Here is an 18,670-nt window from a genome sequence, read left to right as displayed (position 1 = left end):
CACGGGCCGCACGGGCCGCACGGGCCGCACGGGCCGCACGGGCCGTCAGTTCCGCACTCGGGGAGAAGGAATATTCGCATGGGTGAGAAAGGTGCCAGAAAAACGGTGCGGTGCTGGGCGCCGACCGTCGCGTCCACCCTTTTGCTGCTGCCGCTGAGTGGCTGTCTGGGCGCCCTCGACCAGCCGGTCCGGCGCGGCGGGCTGTGGGTGAATCCGGACAGCCCGGCCGCCCGGCTCGCCCGTGAGCAGCAGCGGGAGGGCCATGGCGGCGAGGCGGCGCTGATGCGGCGGATCGCGGAGGAGCCGGTCGCGGAATGGCTTGGGCCGGAGCCGCGCGACCGGGTGCGTTACGTGGTGGATTCCGCCGCGCGCACCGGGTCCACTCCGGTGCTGGTCGCTTATCACATTCCGTTCCGCGACTGCGGCCGCTATTCGGCGGGCGGCGCGGTGACGGCGAACGACTACCGGAATTGGATTCGCCAGGTCGCGGACGGCATCGGCGACCGGAAGGCGATGGTGGTCCTGGAGCCGGACGCCGTGGCGCAGGTCGTCGACGGTTGTGTCCCCGCCGCGCTGCGCGCACCACGACTGGCGTTGCTGCGTGACGCCGTCACCACGCTCGCCGCGCTGCCCCGCACCCGGGTGTATCTGGACGCGGGGAACGCGGACTGGATCGACGACCCCGCGCGGCTGGTGAAGCCGCTTGGCGACAGCGGCATCGACCAGGCGGACGGCTTCTCGCTGAACGTCGCCAATTTCCAGCCGACGGACATCAGCGAGGCTTACGGACATGAGCTGTCCGCCGCCCTCGGCGGCGCGCACTTCGTCATCGACACCAGCCGCAACGGAAACGGCCCGCTGAAGCCGGGGCGCGCTGCCCGGCACGGGATCAGGGCGGGGGAGTACTGGTGCAATCCCCCGGGGCGGGCGCTGGGCGAGCCGCCCAGCACCAGCACCGGGGACCCCGAGGTGGACGCCTATCTGTGGATCAAGCGCCCCGGGGAGTCCGACGGAACCTGCAACGGCGGCCCGCAGGCGGGGCGTTGGTGGACCGCGTACGCGCTCGACCTGGCCCGTAACGCGCTCAGTGCCCGTCGCGCTTACGACGCGCGCGGCTAGCGGGCGCGCCCGTCACAGCGCGCACACCGGGTCCTTCTCCTGCGGCGGCGCGCTCGGCGCCACGCCGCACGGGCTGTCCGCGTCGCGCGCCGTCGGCACGGTCGCGGCCGCGCGGCGCCGGCCGCGCAGCAGTCCGCCCGCCCAGATCGCCACCGGCGCCAGACACAGGGCGAGGGCGAGGATCGCCCACGTCCGCATCGCCGCATGCGTATGGCCGAAGAAGAACGAGCCGATCAGGGAGGAGCCGAACACCGCGGCCCACAGCAGATGGATCCGGAACGTGGAGAGCCGGTCGGGGCTGGACGAGTCGCCCTTGGGCGTGACCACGAACCGGCTGGAGCGCCGCAGCATCGCGTCGAACAGCGACTTGGCGTAGATCGGGGCGGACAGCGCGGAGAGCAGCATCCCGGCGAGGCCGCCGGAGCCTTCCGGCTCGTGCGGGGAGACATTGTGCCGCCGGTTCCAGATGTAGAGCCCGATCTGCAGCATGGCCGCGTCGCTGTACAGCATCATCCACATCTCGGCGGGGATATGAATCCCGGAGGCCCCCAGCATCAGGAACAGCGCACAGGACAGGGCGGAGAGCAGCCAGTTGATCGCGGTCATCGGGTAGTAGGCGATCATCAGCGAGTAGTTGAGCAGCTTGCCCGGCGACAGCGTGAACGGGGCCTTCCAGAACTGCTTGAGCACGGTCTCGTAGGTGCCCCGGCTCCACCGCATCTGCTGGGTGAAGAAGTCCGTCCAGGTGCTCGGGCCCTCGCCGACCGCGAGCACATCGGGGGTGTAGACCGAGCGCCACTTCTTCTTCGTCGCGGGATTACGGTGGCGGTGCAGCTCGAAACCGGTGGCCATGTCCTCGGTGATCGAGTCGTACAGCCCGCCGATGGAGCGCAGCGCGCTGATCCGCACCGCATTGTTGGTCCCCACGAACATCGGGCCGCCATAGGCGTTTCCGGCCCGCTGGATCAGTGCGTGAAAAAGGAACTGCTGGCTTTCGGCGGCCTTGGTGACGGAGGAGTCATAATTACCGTAGACCTGCGGTCCCACCACAAACGCCACATCCGGATCCCGGAAGTAACCCAGCATGCGCTCCAGGAAGTTGGGAAACGGCACATGGTCGGTGTCCACACACGCCATAAATTCATAAGCGTCGCCGTGCGCGTCCAGCCAGGCGTTGTAATTTCCGTGCTTGGTCTTCGCCCGGAAAGCACCCTTCGGCTGATTCCACTTCTCGACGCCCTTGCGGGAGAAGTGCCGTACGCCCAGCCGTGCGCACAGCTCCTTGACCTCCGCGTCGTCCCCCTCGTCCAGCAGCCAGACGTCCATCGGCCCGGTGTGCCGGATTCGCACCGCTCCCTCCAGTGTCGCCCGGACCATCGCGATCGGCTCCTTGCCGGGCACGAAACTGGTCAGGAACGCCACCCGGGTCCCCGGCTCGGCGATCACCGGCACCGGGTCCCGGGCCACCAGGGTCGCATGCGCGTTGGAGACGACCGTGAACAGCCGGAAGCTCTCGATCAGCGCGATCGAGACCAGCATCGTGACATCCGCCGCCCGCTCCCACACCGTCACCAACTCGCGCTCCACCCAGTGGTCCGGATGCAGCAGCCACAGCAGCAGCAACGCCGAGCACACCGGCGCCGCGCACAGCAGCAGCGCCGCCCGGAACCGGTGCGGCTCCTGCGCCAGCAGGCTGCGGGAGCGCACCCGGTACGGGCGGTCCGCCGGGGGAGCCGTCAGCGGGCCCGCCAGCTCGCTGTAGCGCTTGTACTCGTACGTCGCGGCGGTGCGGCGGTGCGGGGCCCGCGCGTCCGGCGCCGTACGCGCGGGCGGGGCTGCGGTGAGAGAGGCGGACGCGGCGTGTGGGGCGGTTTTCCGAGGAGAATCTCTGACGGGGGTCTGTGCGGACATCTGGGCACTCCCGCGGTCTGGCTGGAACCGAATGTCGCGCTCCGATGACCCGTCCGGACCATATTCTTCAGGTCATCGCGCGAGATGAGAAGGTAACAATCCCATGGGCCGTGACCGTGCAAATCGGATTTTCGGCGTGCCCTGTTGACGGTGCGAAGAATATCCACTCCGACGGCCCATCAGTGCGCGTCTTACGTGATTTACATCCCGCCCTCTGGCAGGGTCGGGACGCGTTGGAAGTCCGCGGAATTACGACGGAGGATGGGGCGCGGCCGCCCGATGAGAGTCCTGCACATCATCTCCCGCCTCGGAGCGGGTGGCGCCGAACAGCAGCTGCGGCTGCTGCTGCGCCACTTGCCCGTGCGCTGCGACGTCGTCGCCCTCACGGGCCCCGGGGCGACCGCCCACGGCATCCGCGCGGACGGCATCCCCGTCACCCATCTGCCCATGGACGGGGGTGAGCGGCAGTTCGCCGCGCTGCCCCGGCTGGTGCGGATCATCCGGTCCGGCGGCTACGACCTGGTGCACACCCACCTCTACCGGGCCTGCGTCCACGGCCGGATCGCCGCCCGGCTGGCGGGCGTCCGCGCGGTCATCGCCACCGAACACGCCATGGGCGAGCGGCGGATCGACGGCCGTCCGCTCACCGCCGCCACCCGCGCCCGCTATCTGGCCGCCGAGCGCCTGGGCTCGGCGACCGTCGCCGTATCGGCCGCGGTCGCCGACCGGCTGCGCGACTGGGGCGTGCCCAACCACCGCATCCATCTGGTGCCCAACGGCATCGACGCCCGCCACTTCCGCTTCGAACCGGCCGCCCGCGCCGCCGCCCGCGCCCGCCTCGGCATCCCCGACCGGGCCTTCGTGGTGGGCGGGGTCGGCCGGCTGACGGCGGGCAAGCGGTTCGATGTGGCGGTGCGGGCCGTCACCGAGGTCCCCGACGCCAGGCTGCTGCTGGTCGGCGAGGGACCCGAACGGCCCGCCCTGGAGGATCTGGCGGCCCGGCTCGGGGTGGCCGACCGGGTCCGGCTGCTGGGGGAGCGCGACGGCGCCGTGGCGCCCGCCGACGACCGGCCCGCGGGGCTGCCGGGGCTGCTGGCCGCCATGGATGTGCTGGTCTCCCCGTCCTCCGAGGAGGGGTTCGGCCTGGCGGCGCTGGAGGCGCTCGCGGCCGGGCTTTTGGTGCTGCACGCCGTCTGCCCCGCCCTCGACGAACTGCCCCGCGGCGCGGCCCCCGGCGCCCGCCGCGTCGGCCCCGGCACGGCCGCCCTCGCCGACGCACTGCGCGAGCACGCCGCCGAGGGCCCCCGCCGGTTCCCGGTACCGGACGCCGTAGACCGCTACGACATCGCCCGCAGCGCCCGCCGTCTGATGGATCTGTACGACCGCACGGTCACCTGCGGCCCGGACGGCTGCCTGCGGGTCGCGCCGGTGACCTTGCGGACGTCGCGGCGTGGGGAGCGGGGCGCCCCTGCGGGTTGACGGTCGGTGGGCGTTGGGGTGTGTGCGGCCCGGACGGCGGGTCGCGCCCGTCGCCCTGCGGGCGTCGTGGCGCCGGTGGAGCGTGGTGTGCCTGCGGGGGACGGGCTGTGGCGGGATGGGGGTGTGGCCCGGACGGCTGTTCCCCGGGCGCGCCGTCACCCCGCGGACGGCGCGCCGGGGGCTGGTGCGCCCGTGGGGTGACGGTCCCTGGGCGGGGCCGGGGTTCTGCGGTCCCGGGCGGCCGGGGACGGCGCGCGGCCGTCACCGCGCGGACGTCGCGGCGTGGAGAGCGCGGTGCGCCTGCGGGGTGACGCCCCGTTCGCGCTTGAAGGCGGCGCTGAGCGCGAAGGCGCTGCCGTAGCCGACCCGCCGGGCCACCGCCGCGAGCGTCGCCTCCGGCTCGCGCAGCAGATCGGCGGCGAGGGCCAGCCGCCAGCCGGTCAGGTACGCCATGGGCGGCTCGCCCACCAGCTCGGTGAAGCGGCGGGCCAGCGCCGCACGGGAGATGCCCGCCTCGGCGGCGAGCCCGGCCACGGTCCAGGGGTGCGCCGGGTTGTTCTGCAGCAGCCGCAGCGCACGGCCCACCACCGGATCGCCCAGCGCCCGGTACCAGGCCGGGGCCTGGGCCTCCGGCCGGGAGAACCAGGCCTGAAGTACAGAGATCAGCAGCAGATCCAGCAGCCGGTCGAGGACCGCCTCCTGCCCCGGTTCATCCTTGGTGATCTCCTCGCCGAGCCAGGGCATCAGCGGGCAGTCCGCTACCTCGCCGGGCAGCACCAGCAGTGGCGGCAGCGCGTCCAGCAGCCGCCCGCTGATCTCGCCGTCCAGCAGATAGGTGCCGATGAGCATCGTCGCCGAACCGTCCGGGTTGTTGCCCCAGGTGCGGACCCCCAGCGCCATCGCCTCGGCCAGGTCCTCGCCCGCCGCCGTACGGCACACCTCACCGGGGAGGATCCACGCCTGGGGCGCGGTGGCCGGGTCATCGGCGACCGTGTACGGGTCCGGGCCGCGCGCGATCGCCACATCCCCGGGGCGCAGCCGCACCGGCTCGCCCCGGTCCGGCACCACCCGGGCCTCGCCGCGTGCCATGGTCATCACACACAGCGGGGCCCGGTCCTCGATCCGTACCGACCAGGGCGGCTCCATCACGGCCCGGAGCAGAAAGGCCCCCCTGGCCCGCGGGCCGTCGAGCAGACTCGCCAGCGCGTCCATGGGGTTCAGCGTAGCCGTGGTGGACGCACGCGTATGCGGATGAGCTTTCCGGCCATGGTCCGTCTCATCGCGGGGGAGTTGACTGGCCGTATGACACAGACCACGCACACCACCTCATCGCAGATCTGTCTGGTCCTCGGCGGCACCGGCAAGACCGGCCGCCGGGTCGCGGACCGGCTGATCCGGGACGGGCGGCAGGTGCGGATCGGCTCCCGGTCGGGCGAGACACCGTTCGACTGGGAGGACCGGAGCACCTGGGCGCCCGCGCTGCGCGGCACGGCCGCCGCGTACATCGCCTACTACCCGGACGTCGGCGACCCGGGCGCCGCCGCCACCCTCGGGGCTTTCGCGGAGCGAGCGGTCGAGGCCGGCACGCGCCGGCTGGTGCTGCTCTCCGCCCGTGGCGAGGACGCGGCGCTGCCGGCCGAGCGGGCCGTTCAGGTGCCGGGGGCCGAGTGGACCCTCGTACGGGCCAGTTGGTTCTGTCAGAACTTCGACGAGGGCATCCTGCGCGACGGGGTGCTCGGCGGGGAGATCGTCTTCCCCGCCGGGGACGTCAAGGAGCCCTTCGTCGACGCCGACGACATCGCCGCGGTCGCGGTCGCCGCGCTGACGGGCGACGGACACGCGGGCCGCGTCTACGACGTCACCGGACCCCGGCTGCTGACCTTCGCCGAGGCGGCGGCGGAGATCGGCCGGGCCACCGGCCGGACGGTGCGCTATGTGCCGGTCTCCGTCGAGGAATACGGGGCCACGCTGGCCCGAGACGGGCTGCCGGACGAGCTCGTGGCCTTCTTGACCGAGCTGTTCGGCGCCCTGCTGGACGGGCGCAACGCCCAGCTCTCGGACGGGGTGCGGCGCGCCCTGGGCCGTGAGGCCCGGGAGTTCGCCGACTACGCACGGGAGGCGGCCGCGGGCGGCGCCTGGGCCGGGTGAGACCGTGCACGGTCGGGGGCGCCGCCGCCCCGGCCGTCCGGACACCCCCGGACCGCCGCCAGGGGCGGTGGCCTTACTCCGCGACGCGCAGCACCAGCTTGCCGCGGGTGCGGTGGTCCTGCAGCCGCCGGTGCGCGTCCGCCGCCCGCTCCAGCGGCAGCACGTCCTCGACCTCGACGACGACCTCACCGGCGTCGATGAGACCGGCGATCCGCCCGAGCGCGTGCCCGTCCGGCTCCACCAGATACGGCATGGCGCGCAGCCCCCGGGCCTTGGCGAGCTCCAGCAGGTCGGGGGAGGCGCCCGAGGGCACCGCCACCAGCAGGCCACCGGGGCGCAGGGTGTCCAGCGAACGGGTGCTGGTGTGCTCGACCTCGTCCCCGACCAGATCCACGACCACATCGACATCGCGCACCGCCTCCTCGAACCGTACGGCGGTGTAGTCGATCAGCTCGTGGGCGCCCAGCTTGCGCAGCCAGTCGTGTTTGGCGGACCGCGCGGTGCCGATGACATGGGCGCCCAGATGCCGGGCGAACTGGACGGCGAAGTGGCCGACTCCGCCGGCCGCGGCGTGGATCAGCACCCGCTGTCCGCGCCGGACGTCGGCGGCATCGGTCAGCACCTGCCACGCGGTCAGCGCGGCGAGCGGTACGGCGGCGGCCTGCTCATGGTTCAGCCGCACGGGCTTGCGGGCGAACTGCCGGGACGGGGCGGTGACGTACTCGGCGTAGCCGCCCGCCTCGCGCGGGAACCACGGCATGCCGTAGACCTCGTCGCCCACAGCGAGCGTATGCACCCCGAAGCCGGTCTCCTCGACGATGCCGGAGACGTCCCAGCCCAGTACGAACGGCGGCTCGCCCAGCACCCCGGCCATGCCCGCGCCGGCCCGGGTCTTGACGTCCACCGGGTTCACCCCGGCGGCGACGACGCGCACCAGCACCTCGGTCGGCAGCGGCTTGGGCCGCTCGAGCCGCACCGGGTGCAGCACCTCCGGGCCGCCGAACTCGTCCTGGCTGATGGCCTTCATGGAAGGTGCTGACACGGGTCCTCCTGAGGTTGACGGGCCGGGTTCGGACCGGCGGTACGGACACTTCGAAGCTATGCAATAGCCCCTGGTTACCCGCAAGGGATACTGCTACCTTCGGGGAAGTGTCCACGTCAGCGACGCGCCGAAGGACGTCCTCATGACCACGAGCTGTGCCTCGGGCCGCCATGACCAGCACGATGTCTACGCCGCCCAGTGTCCGTGCCGCGAGGTGCTCGATCTGCTCGCCAACAAGTGGTCGGCGCTGGCGATCGGCGCGATGGAGGAGGGCCCGCAGCGGTTCGGCGTGCTACAGCGGCGGCTGCAGGGCGTCAGCCCCAAGGTCCTCACCCAGACGCTGCGTCGGCTGGAGGACGGCGGATTCGTGGACCGCACCGTCTACCCGGCCGTCCCGCCGCATGTCGAGTACGCGCTGACCGATCTGGGGCGCGGCGTCGCCGAGCCGCTGGGGCAGCTGCGCGGCTGGGTCGAGGGCCACCTCGACGAGATCGGCCCCGTCCGCACCTGAGGGTCCCGAAGGGGGCAACGCCGGTCAGCGGAGCTGGCGCGAGTGCCCGACCGTCGACAACGCTCGTGATCAATACCGGCTCGTGATCAATACAGCTAAGCGGTTACGGCGAAGTCAAGTGCTGATCCTTCTCGGCGTCCAAGCCCTCGGCCAGGCCGAACGGCGAGGGATCAGCGGCGAACTTCACCGCATCCGCTTAGTCGGCCGGGCGGCGGTCGATCGGGGTCAGCGGGGGGCGGACGGCGAGGGTGGTGCGGCGCGATCCCGACCAGAGGGCCGGAACCGCGTCGATGTCCCGCGCCAGCCGGTAGGCGAGCCCCTCGTAGTTCACCCGCCAGCCGCGGAAGTGCGGCCATGCCTCCTCCGGGCTGCGTTCCATCGGATAGCCGTAGGCGACCATCTGGGCCACGCCGAGCAGGAATTCCTCGTAGCTGAGGTCCACCCGAGCATCCGGATGTGGATCCGGGTCGTACGCGATATTCAGCATGTCGGCGATGTCCCGCAGGCAGATGAAGCCCGCCCGTAGTGCCAGCCGGGTCTCGGCCTGCGACTTGGAGGGGTTGAGGGCCAGCCGCAGCGCCGCCGCGTCCAGCACCGCCAACAGGGCGATCAGCCAGTTTCGGTCCGCCTTGGGGGAGCGGAAGTGGATCAGGACCGGATAGGTGGTGTGCGTCTCGCTCACCTGGGCGCACCAGCGCTCCCACCCCCGGAACAGATCGCCAAGGTCGTTCAACATCTCGACCTGCGCGTAGCGGGCGAGGATCTGCGGGCCCCACGACGGGCTGCCCGCCCGGGTGTGCAACAGCGTGACCTCGGTCTCCCGGCGCTGGTACGCGCTGTACAGGGTGGGCAGGTAGCCGACCTGCAGGCCCACCACGATGGGCCCGGTGGCCGCGGCGCAGAAGTCGAGGGCGGTGAGCGTGCCCCGGCGGGCGCTGGCGAAGCCGAGCGTGAACAGCGAGGACCCGGCCTCGTACAGCGCGTCCCGGATGCCGAACCCGCTCACCGCCGCCAGCAGCAGCGCATAGCCGAGCATGAACGAGGCCAGCCAACTGATCAGCGTGATGACGATGGACACGGGAGCCACCGGGGCCAGCACCCGGTCCTTGGCCTCGACGCTCGGCAGCCGGTCGGCGGCGCATCGGAACGGCCGGCTGACCAGTCGCTGGACGAGCCCGGAGAATCCGGTGCGGGTCGGCCGGGGGATCACCAGCGTGCGCAGTACCGAGGCGAAGATTCCGAAAACGATGACGGCACCGATGATGGCCAGCAGTACACGCACCGTGGTCCCGTTCTCACGTCGCGAACAGCTCGGAATGGTCCCGGACGAACTCCCGGACGCCGGTCGCGGGCCCTCCGGTGATCGTCTCGATGTCGTCCGTCGCGCGATCGTAGCGGTTTTCCGCGTGCAGACGCGCCATGGTGGCGAGGTGGTCGGCAACATGCGCGGGAAGGCCCAGCGCGCCCAGGTCATGGTTGACCCACGCCTCGTAGGAGACGTCCACGTAACTGACGGGCCGGTTCAGGGCGTCGGCGAACTCCGCCGCCATGGTGGTCATATCGCGGGAGGTCCGGCCGGTCAGATGGTAGGTCTTTCCGATGTGTGAGGCGGGGTCCGCCAGAATCTCCGCCACCGCCGCGGCGACATCGCGCGCGGCCACCGGAGAGGTGCGCCCGGAGCCGAACGGCAGCCGGATCGTGCCCTCCTCGGCGATCGAGGAGTAGACGAAGACCTCGAAGAGCGGATTCTCCATGAAGACGGTGGGTCTGATGTGGGTGACGGGCAGCCCGGACCAGTCGAGGGCCTGTTCGGCCAGCCATTGCTGCCGGTGCTGATTCGATTCGGACGTACTGGTGAGGTCCATCTGGGCGACCGTCATCTGCGACATGTTGATGAACGCGTCCAGCCGGGCGTACGCGCGGGCGACCGCCGCCGTCGTCACCGTCGCCTCCAGGTACCGGGGCGAGACGCTCATGCCGAAATACATCCGCCCGCATCCGTCCAGCGCGCGGGCGACGTCCGGGGCGCGGGTCAGATCGCCGACGACCACCTCCGCGCCCGTGGCGCGCAGGGCATCGGCCCGCTCGTCCTCGCGGTGGACCATGGCGCGCACCGGCAGCTCGCGCCGCCGCAACTCCTCGACCACGCTCCGGCCCACCGCCCCGACGCTTCCGGCGGCCCCGGTGACGAGGATCGGCGGCTGGGACACGCTAGGCCCCGTCCCCATGGCCCGTGCGGGCCCGCGACACCGTGGTGCCTGTGGCGCCCGTGGCGCCCGCGATGCCCGTGGCGCCCGCGATGCCCGTGATGCCCGTGATGCCTGCGGCGCCCGTGGTGCCCGCGGTGCCTGTGGCGCCCGTGGTGCCCGCGGTGCCCGTGGCGTCCGTGGTGCCCGTGGCGTCCGTGGTGCCCGTGGCGTCCGTGGCGCCTGCGGCGCCCGTGATGCCTGTGGTGCCTGCGGCGCCTGTGGTGCCCGCGGTGCCCGTGGTACCCGCGGTGCCTGTGGTGCCCGTGGCGCCCGTGGTGCCCGCCGCGCCCGCGATGCCCGCGGCGGAGCCGCACCCATCGCGAGCAGCGGCTCCGCGGCGGGCGCGAGCGGCCACCGCGCGAGCGGCCACCGCCGCGGCGGGTCGCACCTCGCCGCCGGGTCGGGATCGCCCGGGCAGGTGTGCTTCGAGGGCAACCCCCCGCTTGGCGACGCGCGCCACGGGACGGCGCGGGCTGATCGGCGCAGGCCGGGCAGACCGCATCAGGACACCAGCTTGTCGAGGGTGACGGGCAGATCGCGGACCCGGACCCCGGTCGCATGGTGCACGGCGTTGGCGATCGCCGCCGCCGTGCCGACGAGGCAGACCTCGCCCAGGCCCTTGGAGCCCATCACATTGGTGTGCGGGTCCGTCTCGTCCAGCCAGTGGGCCTCGATCGCGTGCACATCGGCGTTGGCGGCGATGTGGTACTGGGCGAAGTCCTGGTTGACCACATGGCCGAACCGCTGGTCCAGCACGCTGTGTTCGTGCAGTGCCATCGAGATCCCCTGGGTCATCCCGCCGATCAGCTGTGAGCGCGCCGTCTTGGGGTTGATGACCTGCCCCACGTCGAACATGCCCAGCAGCGACGCCACCCGGGTCTCGCCGGTGTCCGCGTCCACCCGCACCTCGGCGAACTGGGCGCCGAAGCTGTGCATCGCATAGCGCTCGGCGTCGGGGTTGCCGGGCATCTCGGCGGTGACCTCGATACCCTCCGGCGGCACCGTGCCGCCGAATTCGGCCTCCAGGCGCGCCCGCAGCCGGCCGGCCGTCTCGGAGATGGAGCTGCCCCAGCTGGTGATGCCGGACGAGGCCCCGGCCACCGACGCGGGCGGCAGCGCCGTGTCCCCGATCCGCAGCTCCACCCGCTCGACGGGCACTTCCAGCGCGTCCGCGGCGATCTGGGTGAGCGCGGTCCAGGTGCCGGTGCCCATGTCGGCGGCGGCGATCAGCACCGTACAGTGCCCGTCCGGCCCCATCCGGATCGTCGTGGCGTTCCCCGGGAAGCGGGGCGAGGGATACGTGGAGGCGGCCACTCCGGTCCCGATCAGCCACCGCCCGTCGCGGCGCGCCCGGGGGGCCGGGTCGCGCCGCTCCCAGCCCGCCCGGCGGGCGCCCTCGCGCAGGCAGTCCACCAGATGGCGGCTGGAGAAGGGCAGTCCGGACTCGGGGTGGACCTCGGGCTCGTTGCGGATTCGGAACTCCACCGGGTCCAGACCGCAGGCTTGCGCCATCTCGTCCATCGCCGACTCCAGCGCGAACATGCCCTGGGCCTCGCCCGGCGCCCGCATGATCGTCGGCACCGGGACATCCAGCGGGGCCAGCCGGTGGGTGGTGCGCCGGTGCGGCGCGGCGTACATCATCCGCGTGCAGACGGCGATGTGCTCCGCGTAGCCCTTGGCCTTGGCGGTCTGCTCGATCACGTCGTGCGTGACCGCGGTGAGCCTGCCGTCGCGGTCGGCGCCGAGCCGGATCCGCTGGATGGAGGCGGGCCGATAGCCGACGACTGCGAACATCTGCTGGCGGGTGAGCGTGAACTTGACCGGCCGCTTCACCGTCCGGGCGGCCATCGCGGCCAGGATGGCGTACGAGTGGGGATAGACCTTCGAGCCGAAGGCACCCCCGACATGCGGGGAGATCACCCGGACCCGCTCCGGTTCCAGCCCCAGCACCCCGGCGATCAGCTGCCGGCTCATGGACACGCCCTGGGTGGAGCAGCGGACCGTCAGATGGCCGTCGGTCCAGGTGACGACGGCGGTGTGCGGCTCCATCGGGTTGTTGTGGTACATCGGCGTGGAGTACGTGGCGTCCAGGGTGACCGTCGACAGGGCCATCGCCGTATCGGCGTCCCCCAGCACGCTGTCGGCGGGCGAGCCGTCCTGGAGCTCACCGCCGCCCTGGCCGAACGTGGCCGCGCGCACCGGACTGTAGAGGTCGTCGCGGTCGGAGCGCAGCGCCACATCGTGCGGCCGCGGGGCGTACTCGAACCGTACGAGCCCCGCCGCGTAGCGGGCGGTCTCCAGGGACTCGGCGACCACCGCGCCGACGAACTGGCCGCGCCAGGCGACCTCGTCGGACTGCAGCACCGCCAGCTCCGGATCGTCGGGCCGGGTCAGCGAGGGGGCGTTGAGATGGGTGAGCACCGCCAGCACCCCCGGCTCGGCCTCCGCCGCGGAGGTGTCCACCCCGGTGACCCGCCCGGCGGCGATCGTGGACTGGAGCGGATGCAGATAGACCGGGCGGTCCAGGGGCCATTCGTAGGCGTAGGTGGCCGTGCCGGTGACCTTCTGCGCGCCGTCCACCCGGTCCATCGGGGTGCCGATGGCGCGGGGACGGGCTCGGACGTCGCTCATCGCGCCTCCTCCAGCAGCTCGCGCAGCGTGCTGACGATCGTGTTGCGGGCGAGCGGGACCTTGAACGCGTTGCCCGGCAGCGGATCCGCCTGGGCCAGCTCGGCCGCGGCGGCGTCCCGGAAGCTCTCCGTCGTCGCGGGCCCGCCGCGCAGCGCCGCCTCGGCCGTGGCCGCCCGCCAGGGCTTGTGCGCCACCCCGCCCAGCGCGATGCGCACGTCCCGTACGGTGCCGTCGGCGACGTCCAGCGCGGCGGCGACCGAGACCAGCGCGAACGCGTACGAGGCGCGGTCGCGCACCTTGCGGTAGCGGGAGTTGGCGGCGACGTGCGGGGGCGGCAGATCGACGCCGGTGATCAGCTCGCCGCGCCGCAGCACGGTGTCGCGCTCCGGGGCGTCGCCCGGCAGCCGGTGCAGCTCGGTCAGCGGAATCCGCCGCTCCCCGTCCGGCCCGCGCACGGAGACGACCGCGTCGAGCGCGGCCAGCGCGACCGCCATGTCGGAGGGGTGCGTGGCCACACAGGCGGGGGAGGCGCCGAGGATGGCCAGATCGCGCTGGTAGCCCTCGATCGCCGAGCAACCCGAGCCCGGTTCCCGCTTGTTGCACGGGGTGGTGAGGTTCTGGAAGTAGGGGCAGCGGGTGCGCTGGAGCAGATTCCCGCCGGTGGTGGCGAGGTTGCGCAGCTGGCCGGAGGCGCCCGAGAGCAGCGCCTGCGACAGCACCGGGTAGCGCCGCCGGACCCGGCGGTCGGCCGCCAGGTCACTGCCCGTCACCGCGGCGCCGATCCGCAGGGCCCCGTCCGGCAGCTCCTCGATCCGGTCGGAGGTGAGGCGGCGGACGTCGATCACCACCTGAGGGGTCGCCACCTCCAGCCGCATCAGATCCACCAGATTGGTGCCCCCGGCCAGATAGGCCGCCTCCGGCTCCTCGGCCAGGGTGGTCACCGCCGCTGACACGTCGTCGGCGCGCTCGTAGCGGAAGGGCCTCATCGGTGCGCCACCTCGGCGATGGCGGGGACGATATTGGCGTAGGCGGCGCAGCGGCACAGGTTGCCGCTCATCCGCTCGGCGATCTCCTCGTCGTCGAGCACCACATCGGACGCGTTCGGATCCTTGCTCACGGCGCTCGGCCAGCCCTCCCGCGCCTCGTTCAGCATGCCGGCGGCCGAGACGATCTGGCCGGGGGTGCAGTAGCCGCACTGGAAAGCGTCATGGGCGATGAACGACCGCTGCAGCGGGTGCAGCTCGCCGTCGGCGAGCCCCGCCGCGGTGACGATGTCCGCGCCCTGGTGGGCCACGGCCAGCGCGAGACAGCCCAGGGCGCGGCGCCCGTCGAGCAGCAGGGTGCAGGCGCCGCACTGGCCGTGGTCGCAGCCCTTTTTGGGGCTGGTGTTCCCCAGCCGCTCGCGCAGTGCGTCCAGCAGCGTCGTACGGGTGTCGACGGTGAGCCGGTGCTCGGTCCCGTCCACCCGGAGCGTGATCTCCAGGTCCATGGCCTCTGTCCTTGATCGCTGTCCGGCCGAACGTCACACGGAAGGTCACACGGCACGTCACTCGTCACGTCCGCGTCAGGTCGCGCGGCTCTGACCATTCTCGGACATATGTGCGCTGATCGCCCGTCCGGCGGCGCTCGGCTGGCTCCTTGACGCCCGCCATGCCCTTTGGTTGCATGTGGCTCATCCACTCATCCACTCATCCACTCATCCACTCATCCACTCGCCCACTCATCCACTCAGTCGCTGGGGACGCACCCCGAGGAGACAACCGTGGATCCACTGCCCCGCGAGACCATCGTCGACGTCCTCGAGAACCGGCTGCGGCAGGACATCTTCAGCGGACGCCACCCGGCGGGCACCCTGCTGCCCCCCGAGCGTGAACTGGCCGACGGATACGGCGTCACCCGCACCACCCTCAAGCACGCCTTCGGCCGGCTCGCCCAGGCCGGCCTGGTGGAGACCCGGCACGGCGTGGGCACCCGGGTGCGCGACTACGCCCGGCTCGGCGGCGCCGATCTGCTGCCCATGCTGGTGCGGCACAGCCCGGACTGGATCGCGGAGGTCTTCGAAGTACGGCGCTCCATCGGCACGTTGATCGCCGAGCGCGCCGCCGCCCGCGCCACCGCGCCGCAGAAGGCCGAGCTGCGTACCCTGCTGGCCGCCGTAGGGGACGCCGCGGACGCGGACGCGGTGCAGCTCGCCGACGTCGAAGTGCACCGGGCGCTGGCCCGCGCCACCGGCAACCGCGTCTACGTCCTGCTCACCAACACCCTCTTCAACGCCTATCTGCCCGTACGCACCGCCCTCGCCGGACCCTTCACCGACCCCGCCGCCGCCCACGCCCGGCTCGCTCCCGTGGTCGAGGCCGTGGATCAGGGCGACCAGGGCGCCGCGCACCGCGCCGCCGAGGCGTATCTGACCGCGACCGAACGCATCATGCTGGAGGACCTCGCATGAGCACGGGCACACCGGACCGGCGACGCGGTTCGGGACGACGTTCCGGGAGACCATGGTGGGCCGGGTGCGGCTCGACGGCGAGGACGGCGTCCGCCCGGTCCGTCTCGATCTGCGCGCCGAGGCCGATGGGCTGCCGCGTCTTCGCGGCACGACACGGGCGCGCGTCACCGGGCGGATACGCGTCGCCGGATGGGCCGACGATCCCCGCGCCACCGGTGAGTCGGAGATCTCCCCACTGGCCGGGCGGCGCATCCGCTACCGCGTCTCCTTCGCCGCGGGCGGGCGACGGCACACCCTCGGCGGCTGGAGGTCCCTCACTCCACGCCGGCTGGAGGTCCCTCACTCCACGCCGGCCGCTCGCCTCGATGACCGTGCTGCCGTACACGACGGCGCGGCGCGCCGGCCGGGCAGGGCACCTTGCGCTTCCCGCTCGCCACGGGGCTCATCCCCTTCCTCGCGAGCTTCCGCTTTCCGCGCCGTGATGGCGTTTCGGGCGACGACGCCTCTGCGCGCCATGAGTCCGCGGACCGGCTGCTCGCCCCCCGCCGGCGCGGCGAGCCCGGCCGTACCGAGGTCTGGTACACCACCGCGACCGACCCGGCGACCGGCGCCGATCCGCAGGCGGCGCCCGCCGACGGCGCCGGACGCCCGCGGGATGTCGGGGGAGTGCTGATCGCCGACGGCGCCGGACGCCCGCGGGGTGTCGGGGGAGTGCTGATCGCCGACGGCTCGCTGCTGCCCAGCTGCCCGGAGTCAACCCCCAACTCTCCATCATGGCCACCGCCCTCGCGGCCTGCGAGGCCCAGTTGGAAGAGGGACCGCGCCGTGTGCCGTGACCCGGTCGGTCAGCCACCGGCATCTTCCGCGACTGCTCGGTCCGCGATGTCGACATCATCCGCTGGGTCACCGGCCGCAAGGTCACCGAGGTCTACGTCACCCCCGGGGATGCGCCGCGTCTCAGGACCGGTTGACCACGGCCTCCAGGTGGGGCAAGTAGTGGTCCATCCGGTCCCGCTTGGTGAGCAGGTAGGACAGGTTCTCCTTGTGCGGGGGCATCAGCAGCGGCACCTGCTCGGTGATCTTGATGCCGTGGCGCAGCAGCGCGTCCCGCTTACGGGGGTTGTTCGACAGCAGCCGTATGGAGCGCACATCGAGGTCGTGCAGGATATCCGCCGCCACCCGGTAGTCACGCGCGTCGGCCGGGAGTCCGAGGGCGAGATTCGCCTCGACCGTGTCCAGACCCTCCAGCTGAAGCTTCATCGCCTGGAGTTTGGCCAGCAGCCCGATGCCGCGGCCCTCATGGCCCCGGAGGTAGACGAGGATGCCACGCCCTTCGGCGACGATGGCCCGCAGCGCGGCGGAGAGCTGATCCCCGCACTCACAATGCTTGGAGCCGAACGCGTCCCCGGTCAGGCACTCGGAATGCACCCGGGTCAGCGCCCCCTCGCCCTGGACGTCGCCGTACACCAGCGCCATTTGTTCATCGCCGCGATCGCGGTCCAGGTAGCCGAAGGCGTGGAAATCACCGTGCACGGTGGCGAGTTGGAGATCCACCACGCGCTCAACACCCGAGAGACGTTCAGCGGCGTCGAACACGCCATCACTTTCTGTCATGAGACCCAATCCTATCTGGCAAACCCCTGCCGGGGTAAGGAAAAATACAACAGAAGCAGCAATCCGCTGCGCGCTTCACGCACGAAAGGCCCGAAAAGCATGAGCAGTTCGGATGCACGGCACCAGGTAGCCGACCTGTTGCCGGTGGCGACGACGGAGGACATACGGGCCGCTCGGCCCGAGGTCGCCGTCCTTCCCATCGGCAGCTTCGAGCAACACGGCGCATTTCTCCCGCTGGTGACCGACACGGTCATCGCCTGCGCGATAGCCCGCGAGGTCGCCGCCGCGTATCCGGTGCTTCCGCTCCCTCCGCTGACGATCTCCTGTTCTCATGAGCACGCCGCCTGGCCGGGCACCGTCTCCATTTCCGCGGCGACCCTCTACGCCGTCGTCCGCGACATCGCCGACTCGCTCCGCGGATCCGGTGTCCGCTCCCTGATTCTGGTGAACGGACACGGCGGAAATTACGTCCTGCGAAACGTCGTTCAGGAATCCGCCGACAGCGGTATCCGCATGGCGCTTTTCCCGGGTTCGACGGACTGGGACGCGGCACGGAAGCGGGCCGGGGTGGAGACTCCGTCGCACAGCGATATGCACGCGGGCGAACTGGAGACGTCCATCCTGCTGCATGCTCATCCGGAACTCGTCCGGCCCGGTCACGAAACCTCCGACTGGACCGCCGACGACCGGAAGCATCTGCTCACCCTCGGTATGCTGGCCTACACCGAGTCCGGTGTCATCGGCCGCCCGTCAAGGGCCTCGGCCATAAAGGGAAAAGAACTGCTGGCGGGACTTGTCGACGCATTCGCGGAGTACCTTTCCGTGCTGGGTGCGGGGGAGGAGCGATGACGGTGCTGGAGTGCGAGCCGGCGTGGGAGCGGCTGTGTGCCGTCCGGTCCGAGGCGGATGCCGAGGCCGCCGGTCTGGTCAGGGGCGCGGACGGCGGATGGCGGTGGGCGGGTCCCGCCTCGTCCGAGGCGCAAGCGCTCGCCGACCGCTATCTGCCGGTGTGTCTGGCCGGTCCGCGCTTCGCCTTCGCGCAGCTGGGACAGAGCCTGGACGGTTTCATCGCGACCCGGACCGGCGACGCCGACTATGTCACCGGCGAGGAGGACCGCCGCCATCTGCACCGTCTTCGCGCCCTGGCGGACGCGGTGCTCGTCGGGGCGGGCACCGCGGTGGCGGACGATCCCCAACTGACCGTGCGCGCCTGCTCCGGAGCCCACCCGGTGCGCGTGATCCTCGATCCGCATGGCCGGGTCCCGCTGACACATCGCGTCTTCACCGACGGCTCAGCGCCGACCCTGTGGGTGGTGGGCGCGGACAGCGAGCGCGGGCAGCCGGCTCCGCGCGGGGTGGAGGTGCTGACGCTTCCTGACCGGGCCGCCTTTGCCCCGGGGAACCTGGTGCGCACGCTCGCGCGGCGCGGCCTCGGCCGGATACTGGTCGAGGGTGGCGGCGTCACCGTGTCCCGCTTTCTGCACGAGGGGGCCCTGCGCCGGCTCTACGTCACCGTC

Annotated in this window: 16 protein-coding genes and 1 pseudogene; 7 read left to right on the top strand and 10 right to left on the bottom strand. The window is 72.1% G+C overall.

The features are described from left to right. Nucleotides 1–78: 78 nt before the first annotated feature. On the top strand, nt 79–1,119 hold the full coding sequence (locus ABZU99_RS26660; RefSeq protein ID WP_356049176.1) for a glycoside hydrolase family 6 protein: 1,041 nt from the start codon (nt 79–81) through the stop codon (nt 1,117–1,119). Between the two features lie 12 nt (nt 1,120–1,131). On the opposite strand, the gene ABZU99_RS26655 is transcribed toward ABZU99_RS26660, so the two are convergent. Then, entirely contained in the window at nt 1,132–3,030 is a 1,899-nt protein-coding gene (locus ABZU99_RS26655) for a glycosyltransferase family 2 protein (protein ID WP_356049177.1), read from the bottom strand. A gap of 279 nt (nt 3,031–3,309) precedes the next feature. Here ABZU99_RS26655 and ABZU99_RS26650 point away from each other — a divergent pair, with 279 nt between their 5' ends. Continuing rightward, nucleotides 3,310–4,509 (top strand): glycosyltransferase, encoded by a 1,200-nt coding sequence (locus ABZU99_RS26650; RefSeq protein WP_355949432.1) that lies wholly within the window; start codon nt 3,310–3,312, stop codon nt 4,507–4,509. Between the two features lie 261 nt (nt 4,510–4,770). On the opposite strand, the gene ABZU99_RS26645 is transcribed toward ABZU99_RS26650, so the two are convergent. Continuing rightward, nucleotides 4,771–5,721 carry an AraC family transcriptional regulator gene (locus ABZU99_RS26645; RefSeq protein ID WP_355949430.1) on the bottom strand — a complete coding sequence of 317 codons (951 nt, stop codon included), beginning with the start codon at nt 5,719–5,721 and terminating at the stop codon, nt 4,771–4,773. Between the two features lie 90 nt (nt 5,722–5,811). Here ABZU99_RS26645 and ABZU99_RS26640 point away from each other — a divergent pair, with 90 nt between their 5' ends. Then, nucleotides 5,812–6,657, top strand: coding sequence for an NmrA family transcriptional regulator (locus ABZU99_RS26640; protein WP_355949427.1), 846 nt, complete (start codon nt 5,812–5,814; stop codon nt 6,655–6,657). A 73-nt stretch (nt 6,658–6,730) separates the two neighbouring features. On the opposite strand, the gene ABZU99_RS26635 is transcribed toward ABZU99_RS26640, so the two are convergent. Next, nucleotides 6,731–7,699 carry an NADP-dependent oxidoreductase gene (locus ABZU99_RS26635; RefSeq protein ID WP_356049178.1) on the bottom strand — a complete coding sequence of 323 codons (969 nt, stop codon included), beginning with the start codon at nt 7,697–7,699 and terminating at the stop codon, nt 6,731–6,733. A 142-nt stretch (nt 7,700–7,841) separates the two neighbouring features. On the opposite strand from ABZU99_RS26635, the gene ABZU99_RS26630 reads away from it, so the two are divergent. Beyond that, nucleotides 7,842–8,210 carry a helix-turn-helix domain-containing protein gene (locus ABZU99_RS26630; RefSeq protein WP_355949423.1) on the top strand — a complete coding sequence of 123 codons (369 nt, stop codon included), beginning with the start codon at nt 7,842–7,844 and terminating at the stop codon, nt 8,208–8,210. A 196-nt stretch (nt 8,211–8,406) separates the two neighbouring features. On the opposite strand, the gene ABZU99_RS26625 is transcribed toward ABZU99_RS26630, so the two are convergent. The 6 genes from ABZU99_RS26625 to ABZU99_RS26600 all read right to left on the bottom strand — a co-directional run bounded on the left by ABZU99_RS26625 (nt 8,407) and on the right by ABZU99_RS26600 (nt 14,579). Then, nucleotides 8,407–9,492 carry a hypothetical protein gene (locus ABZU99_RS26625; RefSeq protein ID WP_355949421.1) on the bottom strand — a complete coding sequence of 362 codons (1,086 nt, stop codon included), beginning with the start codon at nt 9,490–9,492 and terminating at the stop codon, nt 8,407–8,409. Between the two features lie 13 nt (nt 9,493–9,505). Next, nucleotides 9,506–10,420 carry an NAD(P)H-binding protein gene (locus tag ABZU99_RS26620; protein ID WP_356049179.1) on the bottom strand — a complete coding sequence of 305 codons (915 nt, stop codon included), beginning with the start codon at nt 10,418–10,420 and terminating at the stop codon, nt 9,506–9,508. Nucleotide 10,421: 1 nt separating this feature from the next. Beyond that, nucleotides 10,422–10,814: a hypothetical protein gene (locus ABZU99_RS26615; RefSeq protein ID WP_356049181.1), complete on the bottom strand. Its 393-nt coding sequence runs from the start codon at nt 10,812–10,814 to the stop codon at nt 10,422–10,424. Between the two features lie 146 nt (nt 10,815–10,960). Continuing rightward, a complete protein-coding gene (locus ABZU99_RS26610) occupies nt 10,961–13,090 on the bottom strand; it encodes a xanthine dehydrogenase family protein molybdopterin-binding subunit (RefSeq protein ID WP_355949415.1) in 2,130 nt (709 codons plus the stop codon). Beyond that, complete coding sequence (locus ABZU99_RS26605) at nt 13,087–14,076, bottom strand: xanthine dehydrogenase family protein subunit M (protein WP_355949413.1); 990 nt, start codon at nt 14,074–14,076, stop codon at nt 13,087–13,089. The genes ABZU99_RS26610 and ABZU99_RS26605 overlap by 4 nt, the downstream gene beginning before the upstream one ends. Continuing rightward, complete coding sequence (locus ABZU99_RS26600; RefSeq protein ID WP_356049182.1) at nt 14,073–14,579, bottom strand: 2Fe-2S iron-sulfur cluster-binding protein; 507 nt, start codon at nt 14,577–14,579, stop codon at nt 14,073–14,075. Before ABZU99_RS26600 ends, ABZU99_RS26605 begins: the two co-directional genes overlap by 4 nt. A gap of 273 nt (nt 14,580–14,852) precedes the next feature. Here ABZU99_RS26600 and ABZU99_RS26595 point away from each other — a divergent pair, with 273 nt between their 5' ends. After that, a complete protein-coding gene (locus ABZU99_RS26595) occupies nt 14,853–15,539 on the top strand; it encodes a GntR family transcriptional regulator (RefSeq protein WP_355949407.1) in 687 nt (228 codons plus the stop codon). 957 nt (nt 15,540–16,496) lie between these two features. On the opposite strand, the gene ribA is transcribed toward ABZU99_RS26595, so the two are convergent. Continuing rightward, nucleotides 16,497–17,153 (bottom strand): GTP cyclohydrolase II, encoded by a 657-nt coding sequence (gene ribA, locus ABZU99_RS26590; protein WP_355949401.1) that lies wholly within the window; start codon nt 17,151–17,153, stop codon nt 16,497–16,499. 99 nt (nt 17,154–17,252) lie between these two features. Between ribA and ABZU99_RS26585 the strand changes: the two genes are divergently transcribed. Next, a complete protein-coding gene (locus tag ABZU99_RS26585) occupies nt 17,253–18,002 on the top strand; it encodes a creatininase family protein (RefSeq protein ID WP_355949398.1) in 750 nt (249 codons plus the stop codon). After that, nucleotides 17,999–18,631 (top strand): annotated as a pseudogene (locus tag ABZU99_RS26580) (RibD family protein); the annotation flags it as partial. The gene ABZU99_RS26585 and the pseudogene ABZU99_RS26580, both read left to right, overlap by 4 nt. Nucleotides 18,632–18,670: the final 39 nt, after the last annotated feature.

The organism is Streptomyces sp. NPDC005266 (genome assembly GCF_040607655.1).
Classification (GTDB): Bacteria; Actinomycetota; Actinomycetes; order Streptomycetales; family Streptomycetaceae; genus Streptomyces.
Note: the sequence above shows the minus strand (reverse complement) of the source record. Positions and strands in the feature narration are given on the sequence as shown.

What these genes read in the sequence shown, in the direction of transcription:
- ABZU99_RS26585 (WP_355949398.1), top strand. Translation starts at nt 17,253, where the DNA reads ATGAGCAGTTCGGATGCACGGCACCAGGTAGCCGACCTGTTGCCGGTG.
- ABZU99_RS26610 (WP_355949415.1), bottom strand. Translation starts at nt 13,090, where the DNA reads ATGAGCGACGTCCGAGCCCGTCCCCGCGCCATCGGCACCCCGATGGAC.
- ribA (WP_355949401.1), bottom strand. Translation starts at nt 17,153, where the DNA reads ATGACAGAAAGTGATGGCGTGTTCGACGCCGCTGAACGTCTCTCGGGT.
- ABZU99_RS26605 (WP_355949413.1), bottom strand. Translation starts at nt 14,076, where the DNA reads ATGAGGCCCTTCCGCTACGAGCGCGCCGACGACGTGTCAGCGGCGGTG.
- ABZU99_RS26630 (WP_355949423.1), top strand. Translation starts at nt 7,842, where the DNA reads ATGACCACGAGCTGTGCCTCGGGCCGCCATGACCAGCACGATGTCTAC.
- ABZU99_RS26650 (WP_355949432.1), top strand. Translation starts at nt 3,310, where the DNA reads ATGAGAGTCCTGCACATCATCTCCCGCCTCGGAGCGGGTGGCGCCGAA.
- ABZU99_RS26660 (WP_356049176.1), top strand. Translation starts at nt 79, where the DNA reads ATGGGTGAGAAAGGTGCCAGAAAAACGGTGCGGTGCTGGGCGCCGACC.
- ABZU99_RS26640 (WP_355949427.1), top strand. Translation starts at nt 5,812, where the DNA reads ATGACACAGACCACGCACACCACCTCATCGCAGATCTGTCTGGTCCTC.
- ABZU99_RS26600 (WP_356049182.1), bottom strand. Translation starts at nt 14,579, where the DNA reads ATGGACCTGGAGATCACGCTCCGGGTGGACGGGACCGAGCACCGGCTC.
- ABZU99_RS26645 (WP_355949430.1), bottom strand. Translation starts at nt 5,721, where the DNA reads ATGGACGCGCTGGCGAGTCTGCTCGACGGCCCGCGGGCCAGGGGGGCC.
- ABZU99_RS26655 (WP_356049177.1), bottom strand. Translation starts at nt 3,030, where the DNA reads ATGTCCGCACAGACCCCCGTCAGAGATTCTCCTCGGAAAACCGCCCCA.